The organism is Acinetobacter celticus, from assembly GCF_001707755.1.
In the GTDB taxonomy this organism is placed as follows: domain Bacteria; phylum Pseudomonadota; class Gammaproteobacteria; order Pseudomonadales; family Moraxellaceae; genus Acinetobacter; species Acinetobacter celticus.
The window spans coordinates 484,584-499,568 of sequence record NZ_MBDL01000008.1 but is presented as its reverse complement, the minus strand read 5'-3'; the positions used below and the strand labels follow the sequence as shown (position 1 = coordinate 499,568).

The 14,985-nt window shown below is 39.0% G+C and carries 10 protein-coding genes; 6 read left to right on the top strand and 4 right to left on the bottom strand.

The annotated features are described in order from the left end of the window. Positions 1-122: 122 nt before the first annotated feature. The 6 genes from BBP83_RS06510 to BBP83_RS06485 all read left to right on the top strand — a co-directional run bounded on the left by BBP83_RS06510 (position 123) and on the right by BBP83_RS06485 (position 8,138). A complete protein-coding gene (locus BBP83_RS06510) occupies positions 123-716 on the top strand; it encodes a LysE family translocator (protein WP_068886664.1) in 594 nt (197 codons plus the stop codon). Positions 717-855: 139 nt separating this feature from the next. Beyond that, complete coding sequence (gene dcd, locus BBP83_RS06505; RefSeq protein WP_068886662.1) at positions 856-1,425, top strand: dCTP deaminase; 570 nt, start codon at positions 856-858, stop codon at positions 1,423-1,425. A 241-nt stretch (positions 1,426-1,666) separates the two neighbouring features. Further along, on the top strand, positions 1,667-3,679 hold the full coding sequence (locus tag BBP83_RS06500; RefSeq protein WP_068886660.1) for a hypothetical protein: 2,013 nt from the start codon (positions 1,667-1,669) through the stop codon (positions 3,677-3,679). Positions 3,680-3,689: 10 nt separating this feature from the next. Then, positions 3,690-4,391, top strand: coding sequence for a hypothetical protein (locus BBP83_RS06495; protein WP_068886658.1), 702 nt, complete (start codon positions 3,690-3,692; stop codon positions 4,389-4,391). 29 nt (positions 4,392-4,420) lie between these two features. Beyond that, complete coding sequence (locus tag BBP83_RS06490; protein ID WP_068886656.1) at positions 4,421-6,685, top strand: DUF6160 family protein; 2,265 nt, start codon at positions 4,421-4,423, stop codon at positions 6,683-6,685. A gap of 25 nt (positions 6,686-6,710) precedes the next feature. Continuing rightward, the gene (locus BBP83_RS06485) at positions 6,711-8,138 is read left to right on the top strand and encodes a hypothetical protein (RefSeq protein WP_068886654.1); all 1,428 of its coding nucleotides are present in this window, start codon (positions 6,711-6,713) and stop codon (positions 8,136-8,138) included. Positions 8,139-8,204: 66 nt separating this feature from the next. Here the strand turns inward: BBP83_RS06485 and BBP83_RS06480 are convergent, their stop codons facing one another. The 4 genes from BBP83_RS06480 to BBP83_RS06465 form a co-directional block, all read right to left on the bottom strand. After that, the gene (locus BBP83_RS06480) at positions 8,205-9,920 is read right to left on the bottom strand and encodes a proline--tRNA ligase (RefSeq protein ID WP_068886652.1); all 1,716 of its coding nucleotides are present in this window, start codon (positions 9,918-9,920) and stop codon (positions 8,205-8,207) included. A 103-nt stretch (positions 9,921-10,023) separates the two neighbouring features. After that, on the bottom strand, positions 10,024-13,128 hold the full coding sequence (locus tag BBP83_RS06475; protein WP_068886650.1) for an efflux RND transporter permease subunit: 3,105 nt from the start codon (positions 13,126-13,128) through the stop codon (positions 10,024-10,026). A 22-nt stretch (positions 13,129-13,150) separates the two neighbouring features. After that, on the bottom strand, positions 13,151-14,278 hold the full coding sequence (locus tag BBP83_RS06470) for an efflux RND transporter periplasmic adaptor subunit (RefSeq protein ID WP_068886648.1): 1,128 nt from the start codon (positions 14,276-14,278) through the stop codon (positions 13,151-13,153). 47 nt (positions 14,279-14,325) lie between these two features. After that, positions 14,326-14,967, bottom strand: coding sequence for a hypothetical protein (locus tag BBP83_RS06465; RefSeq protein ID WP_068886646.1), 642 nt, complete (start codon positions 14,965-14,967; stop codon positions 14,326-14,328). Between the last annotated feature and the right edge of the window lie 18 nt (positions 14,968-14,985).

Genomic DNA, 14,985 nt, shown 5'->3' with positions numbered 1-14,985 from the left:
ATATATGATTTAAATTAATAAAATAATTTATATCTAAATTTCATATATTGCCTTACAAATATTTTTTTGCGAACTGGCTTGAACTGATTTAATCTGCGCTCAATCTAAAGCGAGTTTTAGGTATGATTTCAATGCTTTTCATTGGTTTAGTGGTCTCTATTTTATTGACCCCTGGGCCAACCAATACCTTGCTGGCATCATCAGGAATACAAGTAGGAGTGCGTAAATCCTTTCGTTTAATTCCTGCTGAAGCATTTGGTTATCTTATTTCTATTACCCTTTGGGGGGTATTAATTGGAAAGATATCTACACATTTTCCATTATTGCCTACAATTCTGAAATTATTCAGCGCAACTTATATTGTGTTTTTGGCCATCCGTTTATGGAAAACAGCGAATGTTTCGCAAGACTATAATCAACCTACAATTGGTGCGATGACGCTTTTTACGGCAACTTTGCTAAATCCTAAGGCTTTACTCTTTGCATCAGCGATTTTTCCTGCAATTGCATGGGTAGATTTAAGCTACTATGTTGCTCATATGTTGGTCTTTTTAGTATTAATTATCCCGATTGCATTTTTATGGACATTCGTTGGTTCTATTCTGAGCGCGAATAAAATTAGCTGGTTAAATCAATCGAATATGCAAAAAACGGCATCTTTAGTGTTGATGTGTTTTTCTATCCCCCTAAGTTATTCAGCCTTGTTAACGCTTTAAATAACGTATTTTTTGGGTACACGCATTCTGCGAAGTAAAAGACAAATCTGTCCTCTCGGCCTTCGTGTTATTTTCATTGGGGCCAATTTCAGTTAAAGTACCACGCAATAATTGATTTAAGTTTTTGGAAAGAAAATAGATGGCTATTAAGTCTGATCGTTGGATTCGCGAAATGAGCGAAAATCACGGCATGATTGAACCGTATGCAGAAAATCAAGTCCGTTATGATGAAAATGGCGAAAAGCTCATTTCTTATGGCGTATCTAGCTATGGTTATGATGTGCGTTGCGCCCGTGAGTTCAAAGTGTTCACCAATGTTCATTCTGTAATTGTTGATCCGAAGAACTTTGACGATAAAAGCTTTATTGATATTGAAGCCGATGTGTGTATTATTCCGCCCAATTCTTTTGCCTTGGCACGCACGGTTGAATATTTCCGTATTCCACGAAATGTATTGACCATTTGCTTAGGTAAATCGACGTATGCACGTTGCGGTATTATTGTGAACGTCACTCCACTTGAACCTGAATGGGAAGGTCACGTTACATTAGAATTCTCAAATACCACCAACTTACCAGCACGTATTTATGCAGGTGAAGGTGTTGCTCAAATGCTATTTTTTGAGTCTGATGAAGTCTGTGAAACTTCTTATAAAGACCGTGGTGGTAAATACCAAGGTCAGACGGGCGTCACTTTACCTAAAGCTTAATTTTTAAAGTTGACAAAAAAGCAGACAATTTAGTCTGCTTTTTTTATGCAATTCATTCATCGGAAATAGGAAGGTTTCGGCTGGATTATTTTGCAATTGTGTAATTATTCAGCATAATTAAAAGTTAAAGTGGCTTGGCATATATCCATCATGGACTCGATGGAATAAAACAAATTAAAGTGCCAAGACAAGGAATAAATATAAGAAAGATGCAAGGCATCTGATAAAAAGGAAGGTCGAGATGACTTATGTAAAAAAGGCTTACAGATTTCGCCAGAGCTGTATAGCAATGTCGGTCAGTTTATTGCTGGCTCAGTCTGCCTATGCACTTCAAGATTTATCAGATATGGCACTTTCCGAAACCACAGGTGAAGGAGTTGCATTATTACCTGAAAATTTCAAAATGGTTTTTCAGGGGCCGAATGATGTGTCTAAGGCATCAAGTTATGGAACGCTAACAGATAAAGCCAGTTTGTTTGAAGCATCCCGAAAAGATACGGGTTTTATCCGTATTATTCCGCGTGGTGAAAATTACGAAAATTTGTATAAGCGTGCTTACGATAAAATTTATAAAGATAATTACCAACCTAACTATACCTATGCTAAAGCAAACTTATATCAACCTTCATATGACTCAACGTATACATCGACATATGATTCTATCTATCAAAATGGCAGTACCACAAGCAGTACTTATCAGACAAAATACACACAAGTAGCGGGAAAAAATACAACTTTATATCGTAATCAAGAAATTGAAACTTATGTAAATACAAAGGAATATCAAGACTATTATAATAAGCGCTACGATCAATACTATTGGAATTCTACGGCAACACTACCCAATGATGGTACAACAAAGTACGATGGTGGTTGGTTGAATAAAGAACAAGCCGCCGCAAATGCAATGAAAAATACCATACAAAAAATTGAAACATCGAAAGGTACAATAATTACAAACATAGTGAATAATCGGTTAAAAGACAAGACTTTAGCTGAAATTCGGGCCGATGCCACGGTTATTGCTAAGAATAAGGCTTTGTCCGTTGCGAATTTAACGGTTGAAAATTATGCTATTTCAAGTTCTAGGGCCGTGGCAAATACAAGTGCATCAAGCGTTGTGACTGGCACGAGAAACAAAGCAGATGTATTTATTTATGGTTTAGCTTTGTCTAAAAGTAATGATGACATGAACCAGCGCTACAGTAATCAAGGTCTAACTTGGGGGAGCACAGAAAACCCATGGCTATTCCGTTCAGGTACAGCCAAAGATATTCAGCAGTTCAAAAAAGAAAATAAAGCCGATATTGCTTATATCGCTTTAGAAGCGCCGTTGGCAAAGCAAGGCGGTAACTCGACTTCAGATCGAATTAAATTAGGTTTTTGGACAGATATTTTTTCAAGATCTTTTGATTCTATCAGCTATGTAGATCCTGTTACTGGAGCGCCAGATAGTGGATTAGATGTCAACTATCGTTTGCGTACTCAGTTTGTGGCAAATGGTCTCAGTATTGATGGCTCACAAATTCGACTATTCCAAACGCAATCTTCTAGTGTTGCACAGCAAAGTCAAACTTTTGCTATGGCATCTATTTTAAGGCTCAATACCAATGATGATCCTTCTACGCTTAAAGCGAGTGATCTTAATTTAAATGCTAGAGGTATCCGGATTAGTACGGCAGCTAAAACCGATATAGATGATGGTGCAGTTGCTACACCTGCAATGGATGGAAGTAATGCACCATTATTCAATGCTGTGGAGGGGTTATATCTTTATAGTACTAACATCAATCTAGTTCTAGGTAGTATGTATCAACCTTTTATTATTGGTTCTGAGGGCAATAATATTATTTTGGAAGTGACACAAATTCCAAATGTTCCTGAGATCTATTCCAAAATTTATACATTGTATGAAGACACCGATTCGAATCCAACGTTTCACACTGGGACGAATTTAACCAAAACCTCATTTAAAGGTTCTACTTGTAATGTGGCTTATTGTGGATCGAATACCTCTAGTATTACCGCTGGGGGGATGTCAGTTAACTATCAAGGAACCAATGCGACACACAGCAGTATTTCAATAGGAAGTGTAACTCGAGATTCCACAACAAATATGCTTCAAGCGAATCGCGATACAAATGCGACTGGTGTGATGTTTAAAAGTACTTCTGGTGCATCAGTCAATTTAGGTTCAGCTGTAATTGATGGTGTGCTAATCCAGCATTTGAAAATAAAAACAACAGGGCTGTAAGGAGCAAAATATGATGAATAAATTGATTAGCTCTGTACTGCTATTTACTGCTGGGATGTGTCATGCAGAATTATCAGGGTTAAACCTTCAAGAAATGCAAGAAACTCAAGGGCAAGGTGGGGCTGATTTAAGTTTGACGATGTCTTTAAATCATCGTTATGCAAATGATATGAGTTTGAATGATATTTCTAAGCGCGATGCATCAGGCAGGGTGACCCAAGCATTTTACAGTTATGACTGTGTCCAAGATGTACGGTGTCGTTTTGCATTTTCACCGAATAATCATAAGGATGGGAATAATCAAAAGTGGCTGGTATTTAAACAAATTCAAGGCACGATACAAATTGATAAAATCTCATTAGCTGGAACCACGATATTAAATAAAGATGGTAATCCTCAAACCGCGATGAAGCTCTCATTTTACGACGATAAGCCATTAAAAATAAGAAATTTAGGATTTTCTAATCTTTCTGTAGAAACAGACGATACAACAACGAAAGGTTATTTGAAAGATTCAAAATATAGTCAGTATACGGCTTATACGATTGATGAGTCTGGCGTGAAAACGACACAGCAAGTCAATGTGCCAACATTTGATAATGGTGCTGAAAAAGGATTTATGGGGTTAAATATGCATGGGAATTTGCATATGTCAGGTGATTTAAAAATATTCAGTTATAACTGTTCAGGTGCAACAGGTGCGCGCTGTTAAGTCGTTGACGATTTTATAAGGATATTGAGATGCATAAAATAATAAAATTAAATCTCCTGACAGCTTGTATATGTATTGCTCACCAAAGCTATGCATTGGAAGCATTGAATGATCAAGTCCTTGGAAAGGTCACGGGTCAGGATGGTATTTCCATCACACATGAAGTTTCACGTGTGAAAGTAGAACAAGTCAACTGGGTCGATTATTCAAGTGATGGAAATGCTCCAATCAAACTGGGCTTACATGATGTTGAAATCTTATCTGGACAAAATCACAGCAATATCAAGTCTCAAATAGATTTTGATGTGGGAGTCACGAATCCAGATAATACTAGCCGTAAAGGCGTAGGTATTGCATTAAAAGCAAGCATATCTCCTTTTACTGCCACAGCCTCTAAAATTATGCTGATTTGTGAGCCAAATTGTGCAACAGGTGAAGTGAGCCAAAATTTAGGCTCTTTAAGTTTTTCAACAATTTCGCCTTTAACTGTTTATTTGGCAACGACCAATGGATTATTTAATCGCAATGATAAAGCACATTTAGAATTTCGGTTGCAAAATGCCAGTATTGGTTACGGATTAAATGGACAGGATTTAACCGCTAAAGATTTTAACTTTAATTTTTCGGCAGATGGATATATGTATATAGATCCATCTGAAGGCATTGTACTTGCAACAAAATCACAAGATGGGAAAACTGATCATATTGTGAGCCTAGATCGTGTAGAAGATAAAACCAATGTCCATAATAGTCGTGTAGGAACAGCAACCAACCCAGGTTTGAATATTGATTTACGCTATGGCCCAAGTACTGGTGTTCAAAATAACTTAATACGGATAGGTGCATCTGGTGATTTAACCAATGCCAAAATGATGCTGAACTCTGATCAGACGGGCATTTCGCAATTTACTCAGGTTAATCGCTCAGGTGGAAACGTCACTGAAAAAGCGGTCACTGCAACCACAGGCTATGGTTTTAAAGATGCAGGTGGACTACATTTTGGTTTATCAGCAGATTTTTTGCATAGTGGTGTAAATCCAACTGTATTTGAATTGGGACATACTGGGACAGGTAGTTATGCGATTGAGTTTTCTAATTTAACTCGTTTAAATGTCCGTAATTCAAATGATGCAACGGCGACTGTAAATACCCAAAATGCCTATATAGACTTAGGCGATATTTATATTAATAACATTCGCACAAACTCTTTGGGGTTTGTAGTGAATGAACAAATTAAGAATATTTTGGGAGCGTCGGCATACGAACAAGTGTACAACCCTTCATCAACAGTTAACCCGCAAAATATGGTTCTGGTTGCTGTACGTGGTATGGATTTTCAAGCGATTGCACGTAAAGCGCGTTTTATTTCAGATAATTCGATTGCTGATGTTAATGCGGGGGCAACAACAGCTTCTACATGGGGCTTAGGAGTTCCGATTTACAATTTGAATGCCAATATGGCTATTTATTCAAAAGCGTATACCAATAAAAATAATGAAACCAAAGCAGGTCTAGGTTATGACTTAGCCATGTCTACAGACGGTTATGGGGTTGATGCAAAAACGGGAACTCCAAATACAACCTCAATTATTGTGATTGATGGTGCACAAGGCAATCATGGTGAAGAAGTTAACTATTATGCAGGTTTAAGAAATATTGACTCTTATGTTAAAGCCAAAGGGGTTATTGGTTTTGAAGATAAAGAAATTTATATTAAAGCGGATAGTTTGTTGGTGGTGGCTAAAGCTGAAGTGGCGATTGGTCAATTACCAGGCTCACTATATAATTGTACAAGTGAGCAGGCAACATGTGCCAAGAAAGTTGTTCCTATTGATAACTTTGCTCAAAAAGACGACGTTCTTGTCAGTATTGCTTTAAAACTGGATGGTAAGGGAGAGCTTTTTATTATTCCTGGTTTGGAAGGTATAAATGGCACACCAGATACCAACTATTTATCATTAAAAGCTAATTTTGAATTTAATCCACTCAATAATAACGATGACCGCGGGAGTTATATTAGTTTAATAAATACAGATGGTACATCAACTGAGTCCAGTATTAACTTAAATAAACTACAAGGTGATATTGGTCTTGAGTCACGTATACATATGCAGAAAGAAAGCATCGTATTAGATAATCAAGTAAAGTTTAACCGCTTAGCAACTGCTTCAGATTTTGGAAAAGTATTTACAGCAGAGTTAGCGATTGCACCCGCAGGGCAAATGCAAAAAATAGCAGATATCGCTATTCCTGGAGGTGTTATGCGTAGTTCGTTTGGAATCACACCAAAATAAAATAAATCACAGGGAATGATAAAAAATGAAAAAGACATGGATTGCTGCTGTCATTAGCAGTATATGCTTAAGTGGTAATGCGACGACTTTCAAAAGTTTGTCTGATGACGAATTGTCTAAAGTTGATGGACGAGCATTGCTAAACTTCACTAAAGATATGGAAACATATAAAACTAACTCAAATGAAGTGGTAAGTTTTTTTAAGTTGGGTTTAGATGCTGAAATGTCATTAAATACAAATATTAAAACTTTGCAGCTAGGCTGTGGCGGTGTCAATGGCTCGGATGGTTGTGATATTGATATTTCTAATTTAGCACTTAGTGGCCTACCTGATAGCTACGACAGCAAAGGAAATGGTGTTTATAACAATGGTCGTGCTTCTACCAGTGCGAAAATTACCAACCCATTTGTTCAGTTTGCCATTAAAAATAATGATTCAGCATCACAAAGAGAAGTAGTTGGCTTCCGATTGGGTGCAGAACAAATTTTAGGCTTATTAACCGCAGGTGTGTCAAATACACAAAATCCAACGGATGGTATTCAATCTTTTAGTGGCTATATGAAAATTGCTGGGACAACAGGTTCTACAAATACGGCTGGTGCTAAATTTGGTACAGCCCAAGACCAGAAAATTTCAGGTTTATTAGATATTGCTTTATTTGGGAATCATGGTTTTACCAGTGACCCAGGAAGTAGTGAGACAAAAGGTATTACTGTACCAAAACTAGATAATATTAAGTTCGATGTTCCAGGGTTTGTGGTACAAGGAACCAGAACAAAGTCCGCTAGTGCGAAGGATATTATAGTAACAATTCCTGTTATTCCTTTGGCTGCAGGTAGTGCAGAGGATAAAAGTAAGTATTCTGTCTATACAGGTTTGGATGCAACACAATTTGCCAACGACCAACTGTTAGTTAATATTGAACCCTGTGTTGGATTGGGAGCGCTTTGTTTAGTAAAAACCTCAAAATTTCAGATGGGGGAAGGCTCTAAGCTGACTAATCTGAACATGAATGTTACATTTGACCAGTTACTAAGTATGGTGCATAACATTCCTTTAACCGGTTCTGGGGGCTATTTGGCATTACAGCAAATGGCATTAAAATGGCCAGGTGCTGATAAGGCAGATGTAGCTCAAAGAGGGTGGTGGATGTCTTTTGCAGATCCTGTGCAGTTAGGTGAATTAAATGTTTCAGGAGACGTCGATATTTCAGCAGTGCTTCCTCAGGTTGCGCAAAATATTACAAAAACTTTAACTCAGGAAGAGATGCGTATTGAGATTGATTTTGGTAATGCTTTAGGGGCTTTAGCCGGGACGCCAATTGTAAAAACTTTGGAAATTGATGTGGGGCAGTGGACGCAAGCAAATCCATCTAAGTTAACGCTGTCGAATCAAATTCTAAAAAATCAGGATGTAACATCTAACTGCTTCGGTGGTCTAAAATTCTGCTAAAAGTACATATTATTCCAGTAATAAAAAATCCCGCATGAAGCGGGATTTTTTATAGCAAACTAAAAGTTACTTTGCAATTTTAGTCAGTAATTCTTCTTTAGAAATATTGACAGATTCTGCATCACGGCGACCTTTATATTCAAAAGTACCTGCGTCTAAACCTTTTTCACCAATCACAATACGGTGCGGAATACCCGTCAACTCAAGGTCAGAGAATTTTACCCCTGGACGTTCATTACGGTCATCCAGTAATACATCATAACCCGCTGCAGTTAATTCGGCATAAAGTGCTTCAGCTGCTTCTAAAGTGCGTGGAGACTTATGGGCATTCATTGGCACAATCGCAACTTCAAAAGGTGCAATGGCTGATGGCCAAATAATACCTTTTTCATCAAAGTTCTGTTCAATAGCAGATGCCACAACACGCGTTACACCAATACCATAACATCCCATTGTTACAACCAATGGTTTACCGTCTTCACCTAAGACTTTACAACCCAAAGCTTCAGAATACTTTTGACCCAATTGGAAAATATGACCGACTTCAATGCCACGTTTAATCAAGATTGTGCCTTGACCATCTGGAGAAGGATCACCTTCAACCACGTTACGTAAATCATAGACTTCAGTAAATTGTGCATCACGCTCCCAGTTAACGCCAACTGCATGTTTATCTACTTCATTGGCACCAGCTACAAAGTCAGAGAGTACAGATGCAGCACGGTCAACAATGACAGTCATGCCTTTTTTAACTAAACCTTGTGGGCCACAGAAACCGGCAGTTAAATCTAGTGCGACAAGTTGTTCTTCTGTTGCAAAAACAAGTGGAGTTGCAATAAGTGGATGTTTTTCTGCTTTAATTTCATTCAGCTCATGGTCGCCACGTAGGAATAAGGCCACGATAGGTGTGTCTTCACCTTCTTTAGCTACGCCTTGTACCAGTAATGCTTTTACTGACATAGCAGGATCTGATTTTAAAAATTCAGAGACATCTGCAATGGTTTTTTGATTGGGTGTATCTACAATTTCTAATGCTTTTGTTGGTGCTGCACGTTCACCAACCAATACGGCTTCTGCCATTTCAACATTGGCTGCGTAATCAGATTCGGTAGAAAAGGCAATATCATCTTCACCACTTGAAGCCAATACGTGAAATTCATGTGAACCTGAACCACCGATTGAACCTGTATCTGCTTGAACTGGACGGAAATTTAAACCTAAGCGATTGAAGATTTTGCAGTAAGCTGCGTACATGTTGTCATAAGTTTCTTGCAAAGACGCTTGGTCAACATGAAAAGAATAGGCATCTTTCATGATGAATTCACGTGAACGCATCACACCAAAGCGTGGGCGAATTTCGTCACGGAATTTGGTTTGCACTTGGTAGAAGTTTGCCGGTAGCTGTTTGTAGCTTTTTAATTCATTACGGGCAATGTCTGTAATAACTTCTTCATGCGTTGGACCTAGAACAAAGTCATTGTTATGGCGATCTTTGAAACGAAGTAGTTCTGGGCCGTATTGTACGAAACGGCCAGACTCATGCCAAAGTGACGCAGGTTGCGTTACGGGCATTAGAACTTGAAGTGATCCAACACGATCCATTTCTTCACGGACAATCGCTTCAACTTTATTTAATACGCGAACGCCCATCGGCAACCAAGTGTATAAACCTGAAGCCAATTTACGAATCATCCCAGCACGAAGCATTAATTGATGAGAAATGACTTCAGCATCGTTTGGGGTTTCTCTTAACGTTGCAAATAAAAAGCGACTCGCGCGCATAGAAACTGTCCTAAAATTAAGCGTTAAAGCAGAGATTATACAATAAAAAATGAGGCGAACATTTTGAATGTCACCTCATTGGTGTAGAAAAGGCATGAAAAAGTTATGACAAGATCTTTTTGGCTTGACGCAACATGAAATTTTTCAAGTCATCTAAGTAGGTAAAAATGACGGGAACCACGACCAAGGTCAGTAGGGTAGAGGTAATCACACCACCAATGACTGCATGTGCCATAGGTGCACTTTGTTCACCGCCTTCGCCTAAGCCAAGTGCCAAAGGCACCATACCCATCACCATTGCACTGGTGGTCATTAAAATTGGTCGTAACCGCGTTTTACCTGCAAGAATAATGGCTTCGTAGCGATCTACTCCTTTATCCATCGACTTTTTAATAAAGTCTATCAATAGGATGGCATTTTTTGTCACCAATCCCATCAACATAATAATGCCAATAATAGAGAATAAATTCAGGGTGGAGTTAAACACATATAGGGCTAAAAACACTCCAATCAAAGACAATGGCAAAGAGGCCATAATGGCAGCAGGGTGAATAAAGCTATTAAATTGCGAACCCAAGACAATATAAATAAACACAATAGACAGCGTAATTGCGGTCATCGCATAGCCAGCAGATTCAGCCATGTCTTTATTGGCACCTTGCGTTGCAAAATGATAACCGGGTGGTAGGTCAAAACTGTTTTCAATTTTTTTAATATCCGCGCCTATATCGCCTGCAGGACGACCTGCTGTATTGGCTTCGACCAAAACTTCACGTGCAAGATCACGTCGGTTAATTTGTGATGCGCCCAAGCTTTGTTCAAAACTGGCCACAGAAGACAGTGGAATTAAAATTGGTAAACCTGATGCATCAACTTTTGGCGAAGTGATATACATATTTTGCACATCACTGGGTACTCTGCGCGTTTCTTCTGTTAGTCGTAAATTTACATCATAGGTTTCGCCTTGAGCGTCTTTCCATGTGGTGACGTTGTCGCCTGCAATTAATGGACGAACGACATTGGCAATTTGGTTGACAGACAACCCTAAATCACTGGCCAATACACGGTTAATGTGGACGCCTAAAGTTGGTTTGGGTTCTTTCAGTGAACTTTCTAAATCGACAATGCCATTGATTTGAGATACTTCTGCCATAAAACGGTCTGAAATTTTTTGTAGTTCATTTAAGTCAGGCCCTTTAATTGAAATCATCATAGGTTTTTGCCCGCCTGAAACGGTTTCATCTGCCGATGCCACCGAGGTAATGGTAATGCCTGCAACCGATTGAAGACGTTGCCGAAATTGATTGTTTAAGTCGGTCAGGGTTTCCTTTCGTGCGGTGCGCGGGCTGACTGTAATACGAATACTAATATGGTTTTTACCACGGTCGGTCACACTATTAATGGCGCCGTAGGTGGCCCGAACTTCTGGATGTTGACGAATAATGGCATCGGCTTGTTTCAGTTTGGCTTGTGAATATTCTAATGTTGCATCGACTGGGGTTTCAAACTTCACGCGAATTTCGCCCTTATCTGGTACAGGTACAAATTCGGTGCCAATCAACTTTGAAAGCCCTAATGCGCCAAACAAAGACGCAACGGCGATCAGTACTGTAATGAAACGAAAACGGAGTGCAAGTTTGAGTAATTTTTCATAATGATGGCTCAGGTTATCTAGCTTGCCTGAAATCCAATTAAAAAATTGTTTAATACGACTTGGTTTTTTGTTGGGGTTTTTCTTTTCCGCCCAATGTGCAGACAGCATTGGGTCTAATGTAAAACTAACAAACATTGAAATAAGTACAGCGGTACTTACCGTAACACCAAACTGATAAAAAAAGCGCCCAATAATGCCTCCCATAAAGGCAACAGGAAGAAACACGGCAACAATTGTCAATGTGGTGGCCAAAACCGCTAAACCAATTTCTTGGGTGCCATCTAAAGCAGCTGTGACGTGGTCTTTGCCCATATCGGCATGGCGTACAATATTTTCACGCACCACAATGGCATCATCAATGAGTAGGCCAATACTTAGTGAGAGGGCCAGCAAGGTCATCATGTTGATGGTAAAACCAAAAGCCCAAATAAAGGTCAGCGTACCCAACAGCGCAATCGGCAAGGTTATACCCGTAATCACCGTTGAGCGGAATGAGCCTAAAAATAGCAAGACAATGAAAATAGCTAAAACAGCGCCCTCAATAATGGTACGCGTCACATCTTTAATACTGCCGCGAATACCTTTGGAGGAATCCACCACAATTTCGGCAGTCGTGCCTTCTGGTAATTGGGTTTGAATGTCTTTTAGTGTTTCACGTGTATTGTCTGTCACTTCAATGACATTTGAGTCAGAACTGCGCAAAATATCAATGGCCACTGCCGTTTTACCATTTAAGTAGGCACTGGATTGCATTTCCGCTTGGCTGTCTTCAATTTTGGCAACTTGTTTGAGAAAAATGGGTGCGCCGTTTTTATTGGCGACGATTAAATCACCAAAAGCCTGTGGATGAATAACGCGTGATTTGATTTCAACGACCAGCTCCGACGTTGGCTGTTTTAGCGTGCCACCTGGGACTTCAATGTTTTCGGCTTTTAAAGTGTTAATTACCTGATCGACCCCAAGCCCAAAACTTTGTAGTTTCTGTGGCTCAACTTGAATCCGAATCTGCCGTTGCGCATCCCCCAAAAGATTCACAGTCCCTACGCCAGAAACTGTTCTTAATTGCGGCACAATCCGTTGCTGTAAATAAGAACTCAGATCACGTAAATCCATATTTTTTGATTCGAATACAATGGACATAACGGGACTAGCGGTTGGATCATAGCGTTCAACAATCGGGTCATCAATTTCGTCACGGAACTGCGCACTGACTGGAGCAATTTTGTCACGAATGTCTTGGGCGGCAACAGAAGAGGGCACATCTAAATTGAATTCAGCAATAATGGTGGATAGACCTTCACTGGACTGTGAAATAACCTGTTTTAGGCCTGAAATCGTATTAATCTGATCTTCCATTTTTTTGGTAATTTCAGATTCAACCGACTCTGGTGAAGCCCCCGGATAATTGGTGTAGATCACCACAAATGGAAAGTCGACATCTGGAAATTCTTCAACACCCATACGTTGCCAAGATGCTAACCCCAGTACCATTAGACAGAGCATCATCATAATAGTAAAAACAGGGTATTTGACGCTAATTCGGGTAAACCACATAACAGCTATCCTATTCTTTTATTTATTCTTTATTGATGCTGACGGCTTTCTGAATATCATCGTCATTAAATTTTACACGGCTAATTAAATCAGTATTTTTCAGTCCCTGAACCACTGCAATATTGGTGTTGTAGCGTTGTTCTAGTACTGTCACATTCTGTCGAATAATTTTATTTTCGCGAATAAGCCAAACATAAGGTTTGTTTGGCAAATCGTGCACAGTATCTAAAGGAATAATTTGCCCCGAAATGGCTTGTGTACCTAAAATGCTCCCTTCTAGGAAAGAACCGATACTCAGAGAGGTAATACTTTCATTCAGTTTTGCAAAAAAATCAATTTGGCGACTTGTCGGATCGGCAAGGGGTGAAATACGCGATAAAGTTGCGGTGAGTTTATTGGGGTTGCCTTGAAGGGTGTATTCAATTTTTTGACCTATTTTTAATGCGGCCTGCATATCACTTGGGAGCTGAGCCTGAATTTCTAAATGATTTGGATCGATAATTTCAAATAAAGTTGTTCCAACCGCGACTGTTTGACCCGGTTCAACTTGTCGTTTGGTAATCACACCATTAATGGGACTGGTGATAATGCCATCTTGATCGGCTTTTCGTGCAATATCGACATTGGATTGTTGTGCATTCACGTTTTCTAATTGCGCTTGATAGTCCACTTGGCTTTGCTCGAACTCAACTTTTGAAATAAAGCCCTGATTGAGTAAACGTTGTTTGCGTTGCATCATCAATTTTGCCTGATTGGCTTGGGCTTTTGTTGCGGCTAAATTGGCCTGAGATTGGGCTAGTCGGGCGGCATTGTCCTGATTATTTAGACGTACTAAAATCTGCCCCTGCGTGACTGATTGACCAACTTTTGCATTGACTTGGGTTGCAGTTGCGGTCACTTGAGCCTGAATACTACTTTGATTGACCGCCCGAATAGTTCCAGTGAAATTCGTTTGATTGACTGAAGTACCTAGCTGAATAGGCACCAAATCTTGTTGAATCAATTCAATTTTTTTAATATTTTTAGAAGGTTGCTCTGGCTCATTTTTTTGACAAGCGACCAAGAGTGTACTAAAGCATAAAATACTAATTTTAAAATAAAATAAAAAATTCTTGCGGTAAAGATACGTTGTAGATTGTGCAGATTGCATAGTTGTCCTTTTTCAGTTGTTCACAAACACGCGAAAATGAACAGCAATTATTCCATTTCTTTTAAACGGGAAATAATTTTGTCGTATTCAGCTGCTGTATTTCGATAGCTACTTTGTAAAGATTGAATGTTTTCTTTTTTTGTGACGATGTTTTTTTGATTATTCGATAAAATAGTTTTCAATTGCGCAGGCACAGACTCACCCTTGCGAAAGTGCTCACGTTCTTGACGCACAAATAAAATACGATCATTTTGTAACTGTTTCAATTGATCTTGTTGAAAAATCAGCTGTTTATTAATAAGCGTCAAAGCATCCTTTTTTTTCTGCTGTGCAATTTGACTATTATTATAGGCTTGCTTTAATTTAAGGTCAGAGGCATTTTGTTTTGCCTCAGCAGCACGTTTAGGTGCTTGTTTAATATCTGCTTCAACATTATAGGGTTTATTGCGCTTAATGACCTGCATATTCTGATCAAGTGCTTCATAGCCATAACGGATATGATTGGGGCTTACACTCGTACTGATATTGGCAATGCCTCGGCTGTCATAATAACGATACCAAGCAACTTTGGGTTGTTGAGAAGCAACTGCAAATGTCGTATATAAAAGTAGATATAATCCTAAAATAATTTTTTTGCTCATACTTTTATAATCCATGAAAGTAAGTTTGAGCTGAAACTGACTTAACATTGGACTCCCCAGTTTAAT